This is a genomic window from Indolivaga capnocytophagoides (genome assembly GCF_036511535.1).
Lineage (GTDB): Bacteria > Bacteroidota > Bacteroidia > Bacteroidales > Dysgonomonadaceae > Dysgonomonas_A > Dysgonomonas_A capnocytophagoides.
Map to the genome: position 1 here is coordinate 3176918 of NZ_AP028867.1, position 15082 is coordinate 3191999.

Sequence of the window (15082 nt, forward strand, 5' to 3'; positions counted from 1 at the left end):
TTTTAAAGAATGATTTCACCAATCCAAATTGACATTATTAACTATAGTAAGATAAAACATGAAAAAAAACCTGATTCTATCCATAATAGCACTATATACCTGCATACTTTCGATAAATGCCCAAAACAAACAATCGCAGACTGACGACCGTACATATTGGGCAGATCTTATGTACAAAATATCAGAACCTGTACTTAGTAATATGAGCAAAGGTGAACTCAGTAAAAATATGGAACTCGAACTCAGTCCGACATGGGATGGACGAGACAAGCGTGTAACCTATATGGAGTGTTTCGGCAGATTAATGTCGGGACTGGCTCCCTGGCTGGCATTACCCGACGATAACACATCGGAGGGAAAGAAACGAAAACAGCTTCGAGAATGGGCTCTCAAGAGTTATGCACATTCCGTTGACCCCAATAGCCCCGATTATCTGCTATGGAGAAATGAAGGACAACCATTAGTAGATGCAGCTTATATTGCAAACAGCTTCTTACGTGCACCGAAACAACTGTGGGAACCTTTGGATGAATTGACAAAAAAAAGATATATAGAAGAATTCAAACAACTGCGAAGAGTTGATCCGCCTTACACAAACTGGCTGCTATTCTCGGCAATGGTAGAAACATTTCTGATGTCTATCGATGAGCAATATGATGCCTACCGCATACACAGTGCTATCCGTAAAATCGAAGAATGGTATGTAGGAGACGGATGGTATGCCGATGGAGAACATTTCGCTTTCGATTATTACAATAGCTTTGTTATACAACCTATGTATGTAGAAGTTTTGGAACATCTTGTAGAAAAGAAACGAATGGTAAAACCCGAACAATTGGAAACAGCCCGCAAAAGGATGCAGCGTTACAGCATGATTCTCGAAAGGCTCGTTTCGCCGGAAGGTACTTTCCCTGTATTCGGTCGTTCGATGACATACAGAGCAGGAGTATTCCAGCCTTTAGCTCTATTGTCATGGCGTAAAAATCTGCCACAAGAGCTCCCCGAAGGACAGGTACGGGCAGCAATGACGTCGGTATTGAAACGAATGTTTTCCGCAGAAGGAAATTTCACTCAAAAAGGATTTTTACAACTGGGATTTGCCGGACATCAACCCAAATTAGCTGACTGGTATACCAACAACGGAAGTCTATATCTTACATCACTCGCTTTTCTACCATTGGGATTACCTGCCGATGATTCCTTCTGGACATCTTCTCCCCAAGACTGGACATCAAAGAAGGCTTGGAGCGGACAAGATTTTCCAAAAGATCACGCCGTTAGTTTCTAGGGGCACAGACCCTTTTGTTCAATTTTTTATCTATAGGGTAAGAAGTTCTTTGAAATCAGTTAACAGGCAACAGTGATCAACTGAAAAAGTAACATCCGAAAGTGTACATAAAGGGTGTTACCTTTGTTACCTTTTGAAAATGAAAAATGAGAGCGAAGCAATTGAAAACTGATCACCATTGACTGATTCGACGTTACCTTTTCATCCTTAAAGCATTGAATTTCAAATGAAGTTAGCAGATAAGACATACAAATTATTTCTTCTTTCGGTATTGAGTATAATCTTACCTTACCAGGCAGAAGCTCAACACCTGACAACCGTAGGTGAAGGGTGGGCAAACAATTCTGTGAATGTCACCGTATTCCGTAAAAATTCACTGGTTACACATAAGGGAATACAATACACAGCCTATTACGATCAGGATGGGTATGTAGTATTAGGGAAGCGCAAATCGGGAACAGATAACTGGATCATTAACCGCACTCAATACAAAGGAAATGTAAATGATGCACACAATGTTATCAGCCTGATGGTAGACGGAGACGGGTATCTTCATGTATCATGGGATCATCACGGGCATCCCTTGAATTATGCAAAAAGTACAGCTCCTTATTCACTCGAACTAGGCGATAAACAAGCGATGAGTGGAAACAACGAAACGAATGTAACCTATCCTGAATTTTTCAAAATGCCGAATGGCGATCTGATATTCATGTTCCGTGACGGGCAATCGGGCAAAGGCAACCTTGTCATGAACCGTTATACGCTGAAATCAAAAACATGGACACAAATACAGTCCAACCTGATAGACGGTGAAAACTCAAGAAATGCATATTGGCAGGCATTTGTCGACCATAAAGGAGTCATTCATATATCGTGGGTATGGCGTGAAACATGGGATGTATCAACGAATCACGACTTATGTTATGCCCGTTCGACGGACGGCGGTAAAACATGGATAAACTCATCAAACCAGCCATACAAATTGCCGATCACCGCTTCTTCGGCAGAATATGCCTGCAAAATACCACAGAACAGCGAGTTGATAAATCAAACGTCTATGACCGCCGACAGCAAAGGTAATCCTTATGTAGCAACATACTGGCGTGAACAAGGCTCAGATATACCTCAATATCATGTCGTATTTTTCGATGAAAAAAAATGGAACAGCATTAATCTGAATTTTCGTAAAACCGCTTTTTCTCTGAAGGGAGGAGGAACCAAAAGTATTCCGATATCACGCCCCCAGATAGTAGCCTATCTGAAAGGAAAACAGGTAAACCTGTATCTCTTATTCAGAGATGAAGAAAGAGGATCAAAAGTTTCGATAGCCAAATGTTCGGATGTAAACAATAACAAATGGATAATAGAAGATCTTACCACATTCCCGGTAGGCGCATGGGAACCGACTTACGATACAGAATTGTGGAAAGACAAAAAACAGTTGAATATATTTGTGCAAAAAGCGGTACAAATTGACGGAGAAGGCAAAGCGGATGTAGCTCCGGAAAAGGTACAAATCTTGGAATTCACCCGATTCTGAACAGAAAGCAGTTTCCGGCAAAAGGTTTACTCCTGAAACTTCGGATATGAGTTTTTTTAACAACAATAGATTAGTATATTTGTTTTGTTCTTAAGACATCAGATGCCATCGGCGGCTTAAGAAAAATACAGGAAGCACCTTTTAACCACAAAATATATTAGAAACAAGATGAAACCTACATTATTTGTATTAGCGGCAGGGATGGGAAGCCGTTACGGAGGGCTCAAGCAGCTTGACGGAGTCGGACCTAATGGAGAAACAATCATGGATTATTCTGTTTATGACGCTCTCCGTTCGGGATTCGGTAAGATTGTATTTGTGATCCGCAAATCTTTCGAAAAAGACTTCAGAGAAAAGATTGTGTCAAAATATGAAAAGTCTGTTCCTGTAGAAATTGTTTTTCAGGAGCTGGATAATCTTCCCGAAGGATTTACCCTTAATCCCGAACGTGAAAAGCCATGGGGCACTAACCATGCTTTACTAATGGGTAAGGATGTAATAAAAGAACCTTTCGGAATAATCAACGCGGATGATTTTTACGGAAGAGAAAGCTTTCAGTTATTAGCAGGACAGTTGAAAAACATGGAAGGACAAGAACGCAGCTACTGTATGATCGGTTATCTTCTGGGATACACTCTATCGGAAAGAGGATCTGTAGCCAGAGGTATCTGTGAAATAGATAGGGAAAACTACCTGACAAAAATTGTAGAGCGTACCCAGATTGAACTGCTAAATGACGTCCCCCGTTTTAAAGACGATGACGGAACTTGGAAGAATGTTTCGAGTGCGACCCCTGTGTCTATGAATATGTGGGGATTTACACCCGATTACTTCGACCTGTCAGAAAAAGGATTTGTTGATTTTCTGAACGAAAACAAAGATAAACCTAAAGCAGAGTTCCTTATCCCAACATTGGTCAATACGCTTGTAGCTAATGGCGAAGTAAAAGTGAAGCTGGTCAATACTCCCGCTCAATGGTTTGGAGTAACTTACGCAGAAGATAAACCCGAGGTCGTACAACGCGTCCGCGACTTGATCGACAAAGGTATATATCCCGAAAAGCTCTTTTAAAACAAGAAGTTATATAACAAAAAAGGGCATCTTTACTGATGTCCTTTTTGTTATATATGCACACTTGATATTTTACATTATTGAGGAGGTCTAACACCGCCCATTATCTCCTGAAGTACCATTTCTTTACCCTCGGAATTGACTGCCATAAGCTTACCCGATTTCTCCACAAAGGCTACTCCATTAGGCGAAAATCGGCTTATATTCTCATAAAGAGCCGCTGTAACCGTACCACGGGCAGTTACAATGGCATACTTCTCTCCTTCTTTCACCACAGCAAGTCCCAGTTCGGGCTGAGTAAACAATATTTTGCTATATACGGGAGCCACAATTTTTCCGGTAAGAGTGTAAAAGCCTATCTTTCCGTTTTGTGACAGTTGCATTCCTACAGGCGATTTATAATCTATGGAATCATATACAGCTTCGAGAATCACTCGGCCGTTGGTATCCATCAGTCCGATCTTTCCTGACGACTTCATGCAATAAAGATCCCTGTCCGACATCTTCTCGAAATCATCGTATAACGCGGGAACAATGATATCACCCTGATGATCTATTAATCCCGATTTTCCGTTCTGCTTAATAACAAAGGTCGACTGGTTAAATTCATCGATACCGTCATACACCGCCGGAATAAGCACTTTGCCATATTTACTGATCAAGCCATATTTGCCTTGTGACGACACTTTACATAAATAATCGTCAATAAACTTGAAGTTATTATAACCAATAGGCAGAACCAGCTTATTCATCCGGTCTACTATCCCCCATACATTCTGATCCTTCACAAGGAACAATCCTGATCCGAAGTCTTTCACATCATCATACGCTAAAGGAATCAATACTGTACCCATTGATGTTATGACTCCACATCTTCCTTCTTTTTTGGCACAGAAATTACTGTTTTCCAATTTCGAGATTGATTCATACTGAGGTTTTACCAAAGTCTTTTTACCGTCGGTGATTCCGAATTTATCTTTCTTTTGGATGATTTCGTAAGATTGCGAATAAGAAAGTGTACCGAGTGTTATAAATGCAATTAGTGCTAATAGTGCTTTTTTCATTGAATAAGTCAATCGTTTTGTTTGTTTTTGGAAATGCTGAGACAAATTTAATATTTACCTGTGTATTTAACAAAATAAGTAACAGCTAAGTACTCAATATTACAATATTCTAACAAAACTTTTAAGTTGTATTTACTCCGGCCAAAGTAATAAAAAGGCCTGAGACCTTTATCAGTCAGAGAATAAACACTTTTGCAAGATATTGGCTTAGGGTATCGGGTTTTAATATAATTTCCTAAATTTGTAGGATGGAATATTTCTAACTATACTGACAAAGCAAACTGTATCAGATGTAGCTTTAGATATTTTATCTATATATTTTTAACTAGTGATAATATAAACGGACTGTAAATAGTCCACAAACGATGTTTACAATGGAGAATGATTTGTCTCAAAATATAGTTTTTTCAAAAAATGTAGTTGAGTTTGTTGCTGTTGGAGTACAATTCTGCTCTTTTTTAGAAACTTATGAAGAACAGACTGCGACAGACTTATCCGGTAAATTAACAAAACTACTGCCTCTGCTATACCTCAAGGGTACATTATTGCCCGAACTGGAAGTAGAGTATGATATTTACCCCGAAGTTTCCGTTACCGAAGAAGATTATGTGAATATTGTAACCAGACTATATTCGACATTCAAAAGCAATGACACCTATCTGGAAGTATTTCTGGAAGATATGAAGTATAGTGATACTCCGATCTCGGCAAGTATCTCGGAAGATCTGGCGGATATATATCAGGATATTAAAAATTTCATATCGGTATATCAACAAGGATTAGACGAAACGATGTATGAGGCTCTGTTTACATGCTATGACAACTTCAAACTATACTGGGGACAAAAGCTGGTGAATGTTTTGCGTGCATTACATTCTATCAGATATACGATGACTGACGATAATGAAGAGGACGATTCTCTTCCCGAAAATATACAGGCCGAGTGGTGACAAAAATATCAAAAGAACAAGTAGCAGAACTAGAGACCGCAGTGTTTCCGGGACGGATTATTGTAATACAATCCGAATCGGAGGCCGAAAAGGCGGTATCGTATCTCGAAAAATTCGAACTGATAGGGTTTGATACTGAAACGCGGCCTTCGTTTACCAAAGGAGTGGTACGTAAGATTGCCTTAATGCAACTTTCGACAAACGATACCTGTTTTCTGTTCCGCCTTAACCTCATCGGTATTCCCGAATGTTTAATCCGGTTACTAATAGCTTCGGATATTACCAAGATAGGGCTGTCGCTGAAAGATGATTTTGCAGCTATCCGAAAACGGATACAACTCGAACCCAAGGGATTTATTGAACTGCAATCGTTTGTTAAGAAATTTGGAATCGAAGATAATGGACTGCAACGGATATACGCGATATTATTTGGAGAACGTATATCGAAAGGACAACGTCTATCCAATTGGGAAGCTGATATACTGACCGAGGCTCAGCAAAAATACGCAGCACTGGATGCGTGGGCCTGCCTGCAGATATACAATAAACTGGTAAGGCTTAACCCTGACCTTTCTGAAAAAACGAAGTAGATAGAAAAAATATATGAGCTATAAAAAAGTCACCCTAAAACCTAAAAAAGAAGACTCGCTAAGACGTTTTCACCCATGGATTTTCTCTGGAGCCGTTGCCCATAAAGACACAAATCTGACCGAAGGCGAAATCGTTAATGTTTATACTGCAAATGACGATTTTATTGCTGTCGGACATTATCAGATAGGCAGTATTGAAGTCAGAGTATTAAGCTTTGAAGAAAGAAAGATCGACAGTCTATTTTGGGAAGAACGTCTGCAAGTAGCTTACAATCTTAGAAAAGCGATAGGTGTTGTTTCTGAAAACAACAATGCTTTTCGCCTTATTCACGGAGAAGGGGACAATCTACCCGGACTGATTATTGACGTATACGGTGCTACAGCTGTTATGCAGTCTCACTCGGTCGGTATGCACGAAAACAGAAAAGAGATATGCAACGCCCTGATAAAAGTATTCGGAGAAAAGTTGCAGAACATTTATTATAAATCGGAAACAACTCTCCCATACAAAGCAGATTTGGGAGCAGAAAATGAATATCTGTACGGAGGAAAAGGTGATATTGACGGAATAGCTCTCGAAAACGGACTAAAGTTCCATGCCGATTGGGTCAAAGGGCAAAAAACCGGCTTCTTTGTTGACCAACGGGATAACCGCTCGTTACTTGAAAAATATGCTAAAGACCGCTCTCTATTAAACATGTTTTGTTACACAGGAGGATTTTCGTTCTACGCCATGCGGGGAGGTGCGAAACTCGTACATTCAGTTGATAGTTCGGCTAAAGCCATCATGCTGACAGAAAACAATGTCAAGTTAAATTTTCCGGATGACAAAAGACATGCAGCATTCGCTGAAGATGCATTCAAATACCTTGGGCATACCAACAAGGGAGATTATGACCTTATAATACTTGACCCTCCGGCATTCGCCAAGCATCGGGGAGCAATAAAAAATGCGCTACAGGGATACAAACGACTGAATGCAGCTGCATTTGATAAGATTGCACCGGGAGGAATACTATTCACATTCTCATGTTCTCAGGTGATAACCAAAGATGCTTTCCGTCTAGCAGTTTTCAGTGCAGCGGCACAATCCGGCAGAAGTGTTAAGATATTACATCAACTTACACAGCCAGCCGATCACCCCATCAATATATACCATCCCGAAGGTGAATACCTGAAAGGATTGGTGGTATATGTCGAATAAATAAAACTTGCGAATGAAACAAGCCTTACTCATCACTGCTTATAAGAATCCGGAGCATCTCAATAATCTGATTGATGTTTTCGAGAATGATGATAACTTCTCGGTATATATACATATTGATAATAAGGGAACATTCACAAAAGAAGATATCGAAAGGTTGCGCTCCAGACGTATCGTAAAATACATATCAACCAAATACCGCGTACAATGGGGTAGTATCAATCACCTCAAAGCTTTCTTACTGTTATGCAAAGAAGCCGTAAAGGAGTCGGGAGTCGAATATATACACACAATTACAGGACATGATTATCCGATCAAATCGGCAGCCGAAATAACCCGCTTTATGGAAGAACATAAAGGAACCCTGTTTATGAATGCCGATAAACTGCCGTTCGACGGTTGGATAGGTGGGGGATTAGATAGAATTATTTACTATTATCCGCATGACTTGATCAATGTTCGAGTCCCGCGTAATTATAAAATAAAGGAGCGAATAATAGAGTTTCAGCAAAAATATAAGCTGGAACGTAATTTCCCGAAAAGCTTTCCGTCCGAATTATACGGAGGGCTTGTATATTGGTCCATTCCTACGGATGCAGTACAGTATATACTCGACTTTAATAAAAAAAATGGATCTTATTTGCGGAGGTTTCGTCTTACATATTGCTCCGAAGAGATATATTTTCAATCTATAATAATGAATTCACCCTTTAGGGAACAGGTTAATAAAAATAACCTTAGATTTATGGTTTGGGAAAAACGTAACGGTAACAATCCAGCCAATCTCGATGAATCAGACTTTGAGAATATAGAATCTTCTGATGCACTTTTTGCCCGAAAATTTGAGCTTCCGGTATCCTTAGGGCTATATCAAAAAATAAAAGATAAGATAAAAAAGAGTAATCAAGAAAAATATCTACCTTTGTAGCGGTTTTGGTGTCACTTCGGACATTCGTTCGTGGTGGTGAAAAGGGAACCGGGTGTAAATCCCGGGCAGACCCGCTGCTGTAAGCTCCACGCCAAAGTCTTTGAATAAATACTCATGCCACTGTTTTTCTCAGTGTACAGTTTATGCGGAACAGTTTATTTTTGATAACTACCTGCTGAAAACCGGTAACTTAAAAACGGGAAGGATATTCGAAGATGGAGCAAGCCAGAAGACCTGCCAAGACTATATATTCTGTAGCTTTCGGGTAAATAAAGCTCATAGAAATACATGTAAAGATTCTAAATACATATATAATGAAGAAATCGTACGAACAATTTTCGGCACGTCAAGAGCTTCTCGACAAGCAGTATGACGAGGCGTATGTGCAAAAGCAGCATAAACGAGGAAAGCTTACGGCACACGAACGGATTTTATTATTGTTTGATGAAGGTACTTTTGAAGAAACCGACGCATACATTCCTCCGGCTGACGCTTCATTCGGAAAATCGGTAAAAGCATTCGGAGACGGTGTCGTAACTGGATATGGAAGAGTAAACGGCCGTTTGGTTTATGCTTATTCGCAAGACTTCAACGTATTAGGAGGCTCACTAGGCTCGAGACATGCCGCTAAAATAGTTAAAATACAAGATATGGCTCTGAAAACAGGGTCTCCTGTTGTTGGGCTTATAGACTCCGGAGGGGCACGTATCCAGGAGGGCATCACCGGACTGAACGGATATGGTGATATTTTCAAGCGCAATGTTTATTCATCAGGCGTTATCCCTCAAATCTCAGTTATCATGGGACCGGCTGCCGGAGGTGCAGTATATTCTCCTGCTTTGACCGACTTTATCTTTATGACAGCCGATACAAGCTACATGTTTGTAACAGGACCTAATGTTGTAAAGGAAGTTTTGAATGAAACAGTATCAACCGAAGATCTGGGCGGTGCATCTGTGCATGGAACAAAATCGGGCGTTGCCGATTTTGTGTACAAAGACGATGAGAACACCATTCTTGGTGTAAAAAAATTACTCTCTTATCTTCCATCCAACAATATGGAGAATCCTCCATTAATAACTTCCGCTGATGATATTAAACGGGTCACAGACCAGTTACGCAATATCGTACCGGAAGACCCCGATAAACCTTACGATGTAAAAGAGATCGTAGAATTATTGGTAGATAATGGCGAATATATGGAAGTAGCAGAAAATCATGCCGGTAATATTTTTACGGCATTTGCCCGTATTGATGGTCAGGTTGTCGGTATCGTAGCCAATCAACCTAAAGTAATGGCAGGCACATTAGACATCGATTCATCCGTGAAAGGAGCTCGATTTATCAATATTTGCAACTCATTTAATGTTCCTATCATCACTCTCGAAGACGTTCCGGGATTCCTACCGGGTACAGATCAGGAGCATGACGGCATTATCCGACACGGTGCTAAATTGTTATATGCTTATACATTCGCATCTGTTCCGAAGATTACCGTTATTTTGCGTAAAGCATACGGTGGAGCATATATTGTAATGAACAGTAAAGGTATCGGTGGAGACTTCGTTTTTGCTTGGCCTACTGCCGAAATTGCGGTAATGGGACCCGACGGAGCTATAGCCATCCTTTATCGCAAAGAGTTAGCAGAATCAGAAGATCCTGTTATGCTGAAAAAAGAATTAACACAAAAATACAGGGAAGAAGTAACAAACCCTTATCTGGCTGACGAAAAAGGCTTTATTGACGAAGTGATAGATCCGGCAATGACACGTTCCAAAATTATCACATGCTTGAAAGCTTTGGACAGAAAGACCGAATATCGCCCGAAACGTAAACATGGCAATGTGCCATTATAAGGTCTCAGACCTGTTTATTTACTATTTCGTAAGCATAAAACAGAAAACAGAATGAAAAACAAAAATAGAATCACATCTATTCTCATTGCTAACAGAGGCGAGATTGCAATAAGAATCGCTCAAACAGCTAAGAAGATGGGGATAACATCGGTCGGAATACGCACAGCGAAAGAGCCTAATGCATATTATCTGACTCAGGTCGACCAGATAGTTGATTTTCCCGACAGGGAGAAAAACGATGTACCTGAATTTCTCGATATAGAAAGCCTTGTACTATTAGCAAAACGTAATAAGATAGACGCCATACATCCGGGATATGGTTATTTGTCGGAAAATGCACAATTTGCAATCCGCTGCACCGAAGAAGGAATCATCTTCATAGGACCTTCTCCACGCATTATCCAGAATATGGGTGATAAAGTGATTGCCAAGGAAATAGCAGCTAAAGGAAAGGTCCCTATGCTTGGAGGCAGCCACGGCAGCGTAGATACACTTGATGAAGCAATACAAATTGCTAAGGAAATCGGGTTTCCTCTTATTATCAAAGCGGTAGCAGGAGGAGGAGGACGAGGTATGCGCATTGTCCGCAAACAATCCGAGATAAAGCAAATGTATCATTCGGCATCTACCGAAGCTTTATCGGCATTCAACAATCCATCGGTATTTATCGAAAAGTACCTTGAAAATCCGAAACATATTGAAGTACAGATTGTGGCGGATGCTCATGGCAATGTAGTCCATTTATGGGAACGTGAATGTTCGGTGCAACGTAAGCACCAAAAACTACTGGAAGAAGCCCCATCTCCGGCATTAGATGACAAATTACGAAAGAAAATCACGGATGCAGCAGTGTCTCTGGCTCGCGAAGCAGGTTATATAAGCCTTGGTACTGTAGAGTTTCTGTTAGATAAGCACGGAGACTTCTTCTTCATGGAAATGAACACACGGGTACAGGTAGAGCATCCCGTAACCGAAATGATCACAGGGCTGGATCTTATTGAATTACAAATCAGAATTGCAAACGGCGAGAAATTGCCAATCACTCAGGATGATGTAAAACTGAATGGCTGGGCAATAGAATGCAGGATTAATGCCGAAGATGTACAATCGGGATTTTCGCCTTGTACCGGCACAATAAAGGCTTTGCGTATACCCGAAGGTGAAGGAATCAGAGTAGATAAGGGAGTTGTGGTAGGCTCGGAAATAACACCGTTTTTCGATTCAATGATAGCAAAACTTATCGTTCATGCCGAAAGCAGGGAAGCTGTAATTGAACGAACTCTTGCCGCATTGAATAATTTTCAGATAAAGGGTATTAAGACAACTATTCCATTTGATAAAGCTGTTCTACACAATGAGGTATTCCGCAAAGGAAACTTCGATACATCTTTCATTGAAAAGGATTTGGAATCTACCGTGTATGTCGAAAAAGACGAAGAACTACTTGCTGCTTTATTTGCTGTATCGCATTACCAAAAGCAAAATAAGCCTATTACCGAAAAGAAAGAAGACTCAGACTTGTGGGCTTTGCGCAATAGAATCAATAATATGTAAATGAGGATATAATGAGTAAAGATAAAACACTTATAGCTTTAGATAAAGCTTCGGCAAAAGAATATCCTTTCGGTATTGAAGAAGGAGAAAAATACACATTCGACGGAAAGCAGTTGGATGTTGATATACAAACAACTCCCGATGGCTTCTCAATTATGACAGTCAATGGGGTCAGTTATCCGGTAGAGATAGTATCCCACCATCAGAATGAATATGAACTGCTGGTTAACGGAGTCGGATATATTTTTTCGGTAGAGACACCTTTCTCGCTACAACGCCAAAAGATGCTAAGTTCGGAAGCCAGCGAATCGACAACAATCCGCTTGAAAGCTCCTATGCCCGGCAAAATACTTGAAGTATTGGTTAAAACAGGAGATTCGGTAAAAGCCGGAGACACATTGCTTATTCTTGAGGCTATGAAAATGCAGAATGCTATTCTAGCCAGCACTAAAGGCATCATCAAAAAAGTATTGGTCAAAGAAGGAGCAACAACAAGCAAAAGCGACTTACTGATTGAGTTGGAAAAAGATATTTAATCAAAAATATCATATTTATTAAGGAAGATACACTCGGATTTATTCTTAGTGTATCTTTTTTTATATCCGTTAAGACTAGATAAGACTTCGTAAGTAAGTGTTAACCCGTATTGATATTTATGTTTTACTCCTTTGTATTATCAAATTTAAACAGAGGAAAACATGAAACACTTATTTACGATTTTCACTATTCTAATTGCTATTAGCTTCAGCGTACAATCACAAACGATCAAAGGATGCATTGTAGATGCGGATCATCGTCCTGTAGAATACGCTACTGTTGTTTTGCAAACTCCCGACTCGATCTATATCAATTCGGTGATGACAGACTCGCTAGGCTGCTTCGCATTTCAATCTTCGCAAAACCCATACAGACTGATCATACAGCACTTGTTATACAATACCAAAGAGTCGCTGTATCACTCAGCCGATATCGGCAATATTGTACTGGATGACTCATCTCATACCTTAGACGAAATTACCGTTAAGGGATATCGCCCTGCAGTAACCGTGGCTAATGGTAAACTTACTTATGATATGCCCCGACTATTAGAAAACAAGGCTGTAAGTAATGCTTACGAATCGATACTACAGTTACCGGGTGTAAGAGAGCAAGACGGCAAGATCATTTTAGCAGGAACCAATGGCATAACGATTATCCTCAATGGAAAACCTTCGACCATGTCCATAGATCAACTGATCGAACTATTGAAGAATACACCCCAGACCCGTATCGTTAAAGCTGAAATAATGTACAGCGCACCTCCTCAATATCATGTCCGTGGAGCTGCCATCAATCTGATTCTTGATGGAGGAATAACCGACCAAAATACGTTCCAGGGACAATTCAACTCTTCTTATTCCCAACGCACATATGAGCGGGTTGATATGGGATTGACTTTGGTATACTCCACACCTAAATTTTCTACGGACTTTATGTACAATATCAATAATGGAAGAAACATAACTAATCTCGATTTAGACTCGAAACATTCATATAACGGCAGCTTATATGATATTCAACAATCTGACAGAGGCAAGTCTCACTTCCAGAATCATAATATACGTATAGGATCGGAGTATAAGATCTCGGATCAGGATAAATTAAGCCTGACATATACTTCAAAACTTAATACTTCATATAATAGTACACTCCGTTCTTACGGAACATTTTCCGACTCAAAAAATCATAAAACAAATGAGTCTCCGGGGCAAATGCATAATATAGCACTGTCGTACACTTCACATTTCGGTCTTAGTTCTGGAATAGACTATACTTATTATAAAGATAATACTATACAAAACTTTATCGATAACAAAAATGATGCGAATAAAAGTTTCATATCGATGTCTTCGCAAAAGATCAACCGATTAAAGCTTTATGCCGACCAAAGCCACGACTTAAGCAATAGCTGGACTCTCAACTATGGCGGAGCATTTACCTTTGCCTCAGACAATGGCAGTCAAACATACAGCAACAAAAGTACCGACCAGCCTCTTACCGACACTCAGAATCGGCTCAAAGAGTACACTTACAACTTTTACTCCGGATTTGAGAAATCCTTCGGGGAAAAGGTCTCTCTTTCGGCATCAATAGCCGGAGAATATTACAAACTGGGCGATTTCAGCCAATGGTCTGTATTCCCTACTCTTGAAATGACTTACATGATCGCTCCCGAACATGTTATGCAATTATCCCTATCATCAGACAAGTCGTATCCGGATTATTGGGAAATGCACGGAGCGGTAAGTTATCTCAATGGATATACCGAAATACATGGTAATCCCTATCTGAGACCGAGCAAAGACTACAATCTCCGCATGAATTATATATTCAGGAGTAAATATACATTCTCATTGTATACCTCGTACGAAGATGATTACTTTGTTCAGTTACCCTATCAGGCATCAGACAGATTGGCTCTTATATACAAGACGACCAACTTCGATTTTCAGCAATCACTCGGAGCATCTCTTTCTGCACCTTTCACCGTTGGCAGCTGGTTAAACACCCGCCTGGATATGGACGGCTTTTACACCCGCTCGAAAAACAGTAACTTTAATGATATATCGTTCGATAACAGTAAATGGGCCTTATATTCATCTTTAAATAATACAATCAACATATCATCAAAACCCAATATCAAAGCTGAACTGTCGGCAGCTTATCTGACCCCGATCATACAAGGTCCCGGAAATATTACGCGTATGTGGCGTATCGATGCCGGGGTGAAATGGAGTTTTGCCGGAGATAAAGCCGAATTAAAACTAAAAGCCTTTGATATATTGAAATCATGGAATCCCAAAATGCGGTTACAATATTCGACACAAAATATAAAGATGCACCCGTATCAGGACTCCAGATACCTGACCGTATCATTCTCTTATAAATTCGGCGGCTATAAAGCCAAAGAAAGAAAAGATGTAGATACTTCCCGATTCGGGCAACAATAAACTACTATTTTACTTAATCACAAGAGCTTCATTTGGGGCAAGGT

The 15082-nt window shown here is 40.1% G+C and carries 12 protein-coding genes and 1 riboswitch; of the genes, 11 read left to right on the forward strand and 1 reads right to left on the reverse strand.

The genetic code is table 11. The annotated features are described in order from the left end of the window. Positions 1-58 precede the first annotated feature (58 nt). From AABJ51_RS12750 to AABJ51_RS12760, 3 genes are all read left to right on the forward strand, one after another. Positions 59-1288 carry a DUF2264 domain-containing protein gene (locus tag AABJ51_RS12750; protein WP_338372827.1) on the forward strand — a complete coding sequence of 410 codons (1230 nt, stop codon included), beginning with the start codon at positions 59-61 and terminating at the stop codon, positions 1286-1288. A 226-nt stretch (positions 1289-1514) separates the two neighbouring features. Further along, positions 1515-2831 (forward strand): alpha-l-rhamnosidase, encoded by a 1317-nt coding sequence (locus AABJ51_RS12755; RefSeq protein WP_338372828.1) that lies wholly within the window; start codon positions 1515-1517, stop codon positions 2829-2831. A 168-nt stretch (positions 2832-2999) separates the two neighbouring features. Next, positions 3000-3902 carry a glycosyltransferase family protein gene (locus tag AABJ51_RS12760; protein WP_338372829.1) on the forward strand — a complete coding sequence of 301 codons (903 nt, stop codon included), beginning with the start codon at positions 3000-3002 and terminating at the stop codon, positions 3900-3902. 77 nt (positions 3903-3979) lie between these two features. On the opposite strand, the gene AABJ51_RS12765 is transcribed toward AABJ51_RS12760, so the two are convergent. Next, complete coding sequence (locus AABJ51_RS12765) at positions 3980-4966, reverse strand: WG repeat-containing protein (RefSeq protein ID WP_338372830.1); 987 nt, start codon at positions 4964-4966, stop codon at positions 3980-3982. 374 nt (positions 4967-5340) lie between these two features. Between AABJ51_RS12765 and AABJ51_RS12770 the strand changes: the two genes are divergently transcribed. The 8 genes from AABJ51_RS12770 to AABJ51_RS12805 all read left to right on the forward strand — a co-directional run bounded on the left by AABJ51_RS12770 (position 5341) and on the right by AABJ51_RS12805 (position 15038). Continuing rightward, the gene (locus tag AABJ51_RS12770; protein WP_338372831.1) at positions 5341-5916 is read left to right on the forward strand and encodes a DUF5063 domain-containing protein; all 576 of its coding nucleotides are present in this window, start codon (positions 5341-5343) and stop codon (positions 5914-5916) included. Further along, complete coding sequence (locus AABJ51_RS12775) at positions 5910-6506, forward strand: 3'-5' exonuclease (RefSeq protein ID WP_026625948.1); 597 nt, start codon at positions 5910-5912, stop codon at positions 6504-6506. The genes AABJ51_RS12770 and AABJ51_RS12775 overlap by 7 nt, the downstream gene beginning before the upstream one ends. A gap of 13 nt (positions 6507-6519) precedes the next feature. After that, a complete protein-coding gene (locus AABJ51_RS12780) occupies positions 6520-7710 on the forward strand; it encodes a class I SAM-dependent rRNA methyltransferase (RefSeq protein WP_338372832.1) in 1191 nt (396 codons plus the stop codon). Between the two features lie 13 nt (positions 7711-7723). Then, positions 7724-8638: a beta-1,6-N-acetylglucosaminyltransferase gene (locus tag AABJ51_RS12785; protein WP_338372833.1), complete on the forward strand. Its 915-nt coding sequence runs from the start codon at positions 7724-7726 to the stop codon at positions 8636-8638. Then, positions 8628-8894: riboswitch (cobalamin riboswitch) on the forward strand. (Overlaps the previous gene by 11 nt.) A 58-nt stretch (positions 8895-8952) precedes the next feature. After that, the gene (locus tag AABJ51_RS12790; protein WP_338372834.1) at positions 8953-10494 is read left to right on the forward strand and encodes an acyl-CoA carboxylase subunit beta; all 1542 of its coding nucleotides are present in this window, start codon (positions 8953-8955) and stop codon (positions 10492-10494) included. A gap of 51 nt (positions 10495-10545) precedes the next feature. Beyond that, positions 10546-12048, forward strand: coding sequence for an acetyl-CoA carboxylase biotin carboxylase subunit (locus AABJ51_RS12795; RefSeq protein WP_026625945.1), 1503 nt, complete (start codon positions 10546-10548; stop codon positions 12046-12048). Positions 12049-12059: 11 nt separating this feature from the next. Then, positions 12060-12584: an acyl-CoA carboxylase biotin carboxyl carrier protein subunit gene (locus AABJ51_RS12800; RefSeq protein ID WP_246037485.1), complete on the forward strand. Its 525-nt coding sequence runs from the start codon at positions 12060-12062 to the stop codon at positions 12582-12584. A 162-nt stretch (positions 12585-12746) separates the two neighbouring features. Next, entirely contained in the window at positions 12747-15038 is a 2292-nt protein-coding gene (locus tag AABJ51_RS12805) for an outer membrane beta-barrel family protein (protein WP_338372835.1), read from the forward strand. Positions 15039-15082 lie beyond the last annotated feature (44 nt).